Origin of the sequence: Neisseria sp. HMSC065C04, from assembly GCF_001815375.1 — a bacterium.
GTDB lineage: Bacteria > Pseudomonadota > Gammaproteobacteria > Burkholderiales > Neisseriaceae > Neisseria > Neisseria flavescens_D.
In genome coordinates this window covers 71,788-78,420 of record NZ_KV820384.1, presented here as the reverse complement: position 1 = coordinate 78,420, position 6,633 = coordinate 71,788, and the positions used below count along the sequence as shown (strand labels likewise).

8 protein-coding genes are annotated in these 6,633 nt (G+C 47.3%); 7 read left to right on the top strand and 1 reads right to left on the bottom strand.

What is annotated here, in order from left to right:
- Nucleotides 1-177: 177 nt before the first annotated feature.
- The 6 genes from hpnD to apaG all read left to right on the top strand — a co-directional run bounded on the left by hpnD (nucleotide 178) and on the right by apaG (nucleotide 5,235).
- Nucleotides 178-1,026 (top strand): presqualene diphosphate synthase HpnD, encoded by an 849-nt coding sequence (gene hpnD / locus HMPREF3022_RS01850; RefSeq protein WP_049331117.1) that lies wholly within the window; start codon nucleotides 178-180, stop codon nucleotides 1,024-1,026.
- The gene (gene hpnE / locus HMPREF3022_RS01845; protein ID WP_049331116.1) at nucleotides 1,023-2,330 is read left to right on the top strand and encodes a hydroxysqualene dehydroxylase HpnE; all 1,308 of its coding nucleotides are present in this window, start codon (nucleotides 1,023-1,025) and stop codon (nucleotides 2,328-2,330) included. The genes hpnD and hpnE overlap by 4 nt, the downstream gene beginning before the upstream one ends.
- 95 nt (nucleotides 2,331-2,425) lie before the next feature.
- Nucleotides 2,426-3,145 carry an SDR family oxidoreductase gene (locus tag HMPREF3022_RS01840; RefSeq protein ID WP_049331115.1) on the top strand — a complete coding sequence of 240 codons (720 nt, stop codon included), beginning with the start codon at nucleotides 2,426-2,428 and terminating at the stop codon, nucleotides 3,143-3,145.
- Between the two features lie 187 nt (nucleotides 3,146-3,332).
- Nucleotides 3,333-4,289 carry a thiamine-phosphate kinase gene (gene thiL, locus HMPREF3022_RS01835; protein WP_004520628.1) on the top strand — a complete coding sequence of 319 codons (957 nt, stop codon included), beginning with the start codon at nucleotides 3,333-3,335 and terminating at the stop codon, nucleotides 4,287-4,289.
- Entirely contained in the window at nucleotides 4,282-4,770 is a 489-nt protein-coding gene (locus HMPREF3022_RS01830) for a phosphatidylglycerophosphatase A family protein (RefSeq protein WP_049331121.1), read from the top strand. The genes thiL and HMPREF3022_RS01830 overlap by 8 nt, the downstream gene beginning before the upstream one ends.
- Nucleotides 4,771-4,866: 96 nt before the next feature.
- On the top strand, nucleotides 4,867-5,235 hold the full coding sequence (gene apaG, locus HMPREF3022_RS01825; RefSeq protein WP_003682575.1) for a Co2+/Mg2+ efflux protein ApaG: 369 nt from the start codon (nucleotides 4,867-4,869) through the stop codon (nucleotides 5,233-5,235).
- A gap of 66 nt (nucleotides 5,236-5,301) precedes the next feature.
- Here apaG and HMPREF3022_RS01820 read toward each other — a convergent pair whose 3' ends face one another.
- Nucleotides 5,302-5,598, bottom strand: a complete 297-nt coding sequence (locus HMPREF3022_RS01820; RefSeq protein WP_049331111.1) for a DUF2288 domain-containing protein — start codon at nucleotides 5,596-5,598, stop codon at nucleotides 5,302-5,304.
- A 270-nt stretch (nucleotides 5,599-5,868) separates the two neighbouring features.
- On the opposite strand from HMPREF3022_RS01820, the gene HMPREF3022_RS01810 reads away from it, so the two are divergent.
- The gene (locus tag HMPREF3022_RS01810) at nucleotides 5,869-6,594 is read left to right on the top strand and encodes a metal ABC transporter ATP-binding protein (protein WP_210399649.1); all 726 of its coding nucleotides are present in this window, start codon (nucleotides 5,869-5,871) and stop codon (nucleotides 6,592-6,594) included.
- Nucleotides 6,595-6,633: the final 39 nt, after the last annotated feature.

Genomic DNA, 6,633 nt, shown 5'->3' with positions numbered 1-6,633 from the left:
GGTGGTGATGCTGTTGGTTTCGATATTGGCGACGTAAGATATTAGGCCGTCTGAAAGATACTTAAGAATAGTTTTCAGACGGCCTTGTTGTAAGATGAATTTTTGATATTGGCGTACTTTTTTAAATACAGATAAAATCCCTGCTAATTATTTATAACAATATTTTTAGGATACACAGTGCTTGCTTTGGATTATTGTCATCAAAAGGCTGCAGAAAGCCATTCCAGTTTTTTATCCGGCTTCCGTTTTTTATCGGTAGAAAAAAGAAATGCGATTACTGTTTTATATGCTTTTTGTCGCGAACTAGATGATGTGGTTGATGGCTGTACCGATCCAAATGTAGCTCAGATAACGTTGAACTGGTGGCACAGTGATTTGGAGAAAGTATTTAATAATGAGATGCCTGAGCATCCCGTTCATCAAGCTTTAAAAGATATTCGGGTAAGTTTTGATTTGCCGAAGAATGAATTTGAAGCTTTGATTGATGGGATGCAGATGGATTTGGAGCAGGCCCGTTATGGTAGTTTTGATGAATTAAAGCTGTATTGCCACCGTGTTGCAGGGGTAGTGGGGTGCCTTATTGCGCGGATTTTAGGTTTTTCCAATCCAAAAACTTTGGAATATGCGGACAAAATGGGCTTGGCTTTGCAGTTGACGAACATTATTCGCGATGTGGGCGAAGATGCGCGGCAGGGAAGAATTTATCTACCGATAGAGGAAATGCAGAAGTTTGATGTGCCTGCCAACGTAATTATGCAGTGCAAACCGACAGACAATTTTGCAAAAATGATGCAGTTTCAAGTGAATAGGGCGCGTGAAACTTATCGTGAAGCGATGTTGCTTTTGCCGGCTGAGGATAAGAAATCGCAAAAAGTCGGCCTGATTATGGCGGCTATTTATTATGCGTTGTTGAATGAAATCGACCGTGATGGCGCGCAAAATGTTTTGACTTATAAAATTGCGATTCCTTCTCCCCGTAAAAAACGTATTGCTTTGAAAACTTGGCTGTTTGGATTTAAACCATGAATACTAAGCGTCCACAAATTGCTGTGATTGGTGCCGGTTGGGCAGGTTTGTCTGCGGCGGTTTCCCTGATCCAGCGAGCTGATATTTCTTTGTTTGAGGCTGGGAGACAGGCTGGCGGTAGGGCGCGTGCCTTGTCCGGGAAAGATGATGGATTCAGCTTTTTGGATAATGGGCAGCATATCTTATTGGGCGCGTATCATGGTGTTCAAACTTTGATGCAACATATTGGTGTTCAACCCGAGTCTGCCTTTTTACGCCAGCCTTTGCAATGGTACATCCATGAGGGATTACAGTTTCAGACGGCCTCTCTGCCTGCGCCTTGGCATTTGCTTGTCGGTATCCTGCGTGCGAAAAATCTTTCTTTTTCATTGAAAATCAAATTGCTGTCGGATATGTCGGCATTGCAACGTTGGGCAGCTCATCATAAAACCGATTTGATGGTTGCGAAGTGGTTGAGAACACGAAATGTTCCCCGCAGCCTGCTTGGCCAATTTTGGCAACCTTTGGTTTGGGGTGCTTTAAATACGCCGTTAGAACAGGCATCGTTGCGCATTTTATGCAATGTATTGAATGATGGTGTGTGGTCTGAAAAGGCGAACAGCGATTATCTTTTGCCTAAGCAGGATTTAGGGCGGATCGTAGCCGAACCGGCTTCGGATTTTCTGCATAAGAATGGTGCAAAGATACATCTTGAAACTCGTGTTTCACATTTAAACCATCATATCGATGGCCGAATTGAAATCAATGGCGAAGTATTTGATGCGGTTGTTTTGGCTGTTGCCCCATATCATGTTGACGCGCTTTTGCCTGAAGATACGCCTGACTATATTCAGACGGCCTATCAATCGTTGAGTTACCATGCGATTACCACGGTTTATTTGCGTTATGCCCAAGCAGTCAAACTGCCTGCACCTTTAACCGGGTTTTCTGATGGTACGGCGCAATGGGTGTTGCATCGGGGGGTGTTGGGTTTGCCGGATAATGAAGTTGCGGTTATCATCAGCGTTTCCGATTGCGCCGAGGCTTGGAAGGATAAAGATTTGGCCGAGAAAATTCATGCGGACATTAAGCGAGTTTGTCCGGATTTGGGTAATCCTGAAGCCGTACGCATTATTACAGAAAAACGCGCGACTACGGCGGCAACGGTTGATTTTGTACAACCTGATTTCTCATGGCTGCACCATCGCCGTATTTATCCGGCCGGCGACTATCTCCATCCGCGCTATCCGGCAACATTGGAAGCTGCAGTTCAGTCAGGCTTTGCCGCGGCTGAAAAGCTTATGCTGGATTTGCGGGTTGAATAAACTGAGGCCGTCTGAATGTTCAGACGGCCTTTTTGACTTTACAAAACTTACCAAGCCGATACAATATCCGAAACCATAAAGTTCAAGGAAAAGTCATGACGACATTAGCGGACAAAACCATCTTGGTTACCGGCGCATCCCAAGGCTTGGGTGAGCAGGTTGCCAAAGCCTATGCAGCTGCCGGAGCGACTGTCATTTTGGTGGCGCGTCATCAAAAGCGTTTGGAAAAAGTATATGATGCCATTGTGGCTGCGGGCAGCCCTGAGCCGTTTGCCATCTGCTTTGATTTGATGAGCGCGGAGGAGAAAGAGTTTAAGCAATTCGCGGAAACCATTGATGAAGCCACAGGCGGAAAATTGGATGGCGTGGTACATTGTGCCAGCTATTTCTATGCCTTGTCGCCATTGGACTTCCAAACCGTATCGGAATGGGTCAACCAATACCGTATTAATACCGTTGCGCCTATGGGCTTGACCCGTGCGCTGTTCCCATTGTTGAAGCAATCCGAAGACGCTTCTGTGATTTTTGTCGGCGAAAGCCACGGCGAAAAACCGCAAGCCTATTGGGGCGGTTTCGGTGCTTCCAAAGCCGCACTCAATTATTTGTGTAAAGTGGCCGCGGACGAGTGGGAACGTTTTGACAACCTGCGTGCCAATGTTTTGGTGCCGGGCGCCATCAATTCGCCGCAACGTATCAAATCGCATCCGGGCGAATCGAAAAGCGAACGTAAAAACTACGAAGATGTCCTGCCGCAATTTATTTGGTGGGCAAGCCAAGAGAGCAGGGGGCGGACAGGCGAAATCGTCTATCTGTAAATATACCTGCTCAGAGTGGTTTGAAAATATGAGGCCGTCTGAAATCTATATTTTCAGACGGCCTTTAACTTATTGAGTTTTATATCTAAATAATATGAAAGTTTGATGTTTGACGTGTTAACAGGCAAACATCAGGCTGGCACAAAATTAGATATAGTAATCTAAGTTATAGTTATATTGGATAAATATGACAGAATTTGACTTTATCAGACAATATTTGCAGCGACAAAAATCGGAAGGTCTGATTTTGGGCATAGGGGACGATGCCGCTATTATTCGCCCAAGTAACGGATTTGATTTATGTTTTAGCGCTGATATGTTGGTTAAGGGCAGACATTTTTTTGAAGATGTTTCGCCTGAAGATTTGGCATGGAAAATGCTTGCAGTAAACTTATCCGATATGGCCGCTATGGGTGCCAAGCCACGTTGGGTGTTGCTCAGTGCTGCCTTGCCTGAATTGAATCAAGACTGGCTCAAACGTTTTTGCGATAGCTTTTTTGCTTTGGCCGCGCGTTTTGATACGGTGTTGATTGGTGGCGATACCACCAAAGGCGATTTGGTCTTTAATGTAACGATAGTAGGTGAAGTTCCGACAGGGAATGCCCTGCGGCGTGATGCGGCCGAAGTCGGCGACGATATTTGGGTATCGGGTCGGTTGGGTTTGGCTGCCGCTGCTTTGAACAAACATTTGGGGCATTATCAATTACCGTCTGAAATCATGGCGGTTTGCGATGATAAATTGCTCCGTCCGGAGCCGCGCGTTTCATTGGGTCAGGCATTGTTGCCGTTTGCTCATGCTGCGCAAGATGTTTCAGACGGCCTGGCTCAAGATGTGGGGCATATTTTAAAAGCCTCTGCTGTCGGGGCGGAAATATTTGCCGATTGTGTGCCGTCGTTGCCTGAATTGAAAAACGTTTTGTCGCGCGAGCAATGGTTGTCGGCGGTATTGGCCGGCGGCGATGATTACGAACTGATTTTTACTGCTGCTCCAGAAGACAGGGAACGCGTTTATCAGGTAGCGGAACAAAGTGGCGTACCGGTTGCCCGAATTGGTAAAATGACTGACTCAGGCCGTCTGAATATTTTAGATGCCGAAGGCGGCGTATTGGAACTGACTTCTTTAGGATTTGATCATTTTGGCTGAACGTAAACCTACTTTTTCTTGGCTGTTGCAAAAACCATTGTGTTTTTTAGGATTCGGTTTCGGCAGCGGCTTGTCGCCGGTTGCGCCGGGTACGGCCGGAACGCTGGCAGCATTACCTCTGGCTTTTGTATTGTGCTTGTTGGGCATAGACGGCTGGATATTGCTTTTATTGTGTATCGCCTTGTTTTTTTGGGGTATCCGCATTTGCGGTTATACCGAGAGGGAGCTGGGTATTCAGGATTACGGCGGTATCGTCTGGGATGAAATTGTCGCGATGCTGCTGGTGCTGTCGCTGATTCCGTTTAAATGGAGCTGGTGGCTGGCGGCTTTTGTTATTTTCCGCTTGTTTGATGCGTTGAAACCATGGCCGATCAAATGGTTTGACCGGCGGATTCATGGAGGTTTAGGCATTATGCTTGATGATTTGATTGCGGCTGTGATGACCTTGATGGTCTTGGGCCTGTTTTATTGGATCGCGTGATGCGTTTTAAGTGTTTCGACCCTTTGCAAAAATAGGGCGGACACGCCGGAATTATCCGGATTGAAATAAAATAAATACCATATGGGGTAAACAATTATGAATGAAATCGAGATTAACGTGGAGCCGCGTTATATGGCCGGTCAGAGCGACGTCTATCGCGACCGCTACGCCTTCAATTATCTGATTACCATCTGCAACCGCAGTGATGAAATCATTACTTTGCGTCAGCGTTTTTGGGAAATCACCGATGGACACGGTGAGACAGAGCAGGTCGGTCATGCCGGCTTGATTGAAGAGCAACCTGTTTTGTACCCGGGCGAAGCCTATGAGTACAACAGCGGTTCGCAAATCAGTACGCCTTGGGGCAGTATTGAAGGCGCGTATGAGTTTGAAGACAGTATCGGCAAACGTTTCGTTATCGGGGTGCCGAAGCTTGAATTCAAAGCAGGCTTTACTTTGCAATAGGCCGTCTGAAAAATGAAAAACCGGAACATGGGGAATGTTCCGGTTTCGTTTTTTCAGACGGCCTTATCAATCTTTGCAGGGCTGTACCAATACCCACGGCGCCACGACAACCGCCCACATTTCCTGATTATCCGCTAAAAATGTGCGCGCCATATCATCGCTGATGGTACCGAATTTGCCTTGTTCCATCCATTGTTTCAATGGTGCGGCTTCATCTTCGGCAACATGGCGGGCGACGGCAATCAAATCCAAATCGGGCGCAACATAGACGGCGGCACCGCGTGCGAAGTGGGGTTGCAGCTCTTCCCATGAGATGCGGGCGGTTTCGGTATTGAGTTTTTCGTTTAAGAGTGGAATAGACATAGGGCAATCATCAAATAAAAAATGGATTGTAACCGATATTCGGCCTTTTGCCCGATGCCGTCTGAAAACGAAAGAAATTTACAGGGTTAACGTTATACAGTATCATTTTAATGTTTTAATTTTCTTTCAGACGGCCTGTTGTCCGTATTCGGACAAGGGCGGTTTTAGGCTTATGAATTCTGTATTGTTGACCGGATTGCTGCAAAGGTTGCTGATTGCGCTTGTCGCATTGGCGGCGTTGTGGGCTGTATATTTTTGGGCGGTGTCGCCATGAGTATCGTGGTGGAAAATCTGACGGTCAGCTATCAGCGCAGGCCGGTGGTGCACCATGTGGATATGGTGTTTGAAGATGGCAAGATGTGGACGATTTTCGGGCCGAACGGCGCGGGCAAATCGACCTTGCTCAAAGCCATTATGGGCTTGCAGAAGACGGATACGGGCAGCGTGCGCTATGAAAATATGGCGCGCAAGGACATTGCCTATCTGCCACAGCAGTCGGACATTGACCGCAGCCAGCCGATGACGGTGTTTGAACTGGCGGCGATGGGGCTGTGGTATGAAATCGGCTTTTTTGGACGCGTGAACGCGGCGCAGAAAAAGCGCGTGATGGCGGCTTTGGAACGCGTGGAAATGCAGGATTTTGCCACACGCCAAATTGCGCATTTGTCCAATGGCCAGTTCCAACGCGTATTATTCGCGCGGATGCTGGTGCAGGATGCCAAATTTTTGCTGCTGGACGAACCGTTTAACGCGGTGGATGCGCGGACGACTTATGCGCTGTTGGAAGTTTTGCGCCAGTGCCATCATGACGGTCAGGCGGTGATTGCCGTGTTGCATGATTACGAGCAGGTGAGGGCATATTTTGCCAACACGCTGCTTTTGGCACGTGAAAAAGTGACTGCCGGTGCGACTGAAAATGTGTTGACCGATGAGTTTTTAGCACAGGCAAACCGAATGATGCAGAAACAGGAAGCGGCCGATTGGTGCGCGGTTTAATGGACAAGGCCGTCTGAAAGTAAGTATTTTTCAGACGGC

What these genes read in the sequence shown, in the direction of transcription:
- thiL (WP_004520628.1), top strand. Translation starts at nt 3,333, where the DNA reads ATGACAGAATTTGACTTTATCAGACAATATTTGCAGCGACAAAAATCG.
- HMPREF3022_RS01840 (WP_049331115.1), top strand. Translation starts at nt 2,426, where the DNA reads ATGACGACATTAGCGGACAAAACCATCTTGGTTACCGGCGCATCCCAA.
- apaG (WP_003682575.1), top strand. Translation starts at nt 4,867, where the DNA reads ATGAATGAAATCGAGATTAACGTGGAGCCGCGTTATATGGCCGGTCAG.
- HMPREF3022_RS01810 (WP_210399649.1), top strand. Translation starts at nt 5,869, where the DNA reads ATGAGTATCGTGGTGGAAAATCTGACGGTCAGCTATCAGCGCAGGCCG.
- HMPREF3022_RS01820 (WP_049331111.1), bottom strand. Translation starts at nt 5,598, where the DNA reads ATGTCTATTCCACTCTTAAACGAAAAACTCAATACCGAAACCGCCCGC.
- hpnE (WP_049331116.1), top strand. Translation starts at nt 1,023, where the DNA reads ATGAATACTAAGCGTCCACAAATTGCTGTGATTGGTGCCGGTTGGGCA.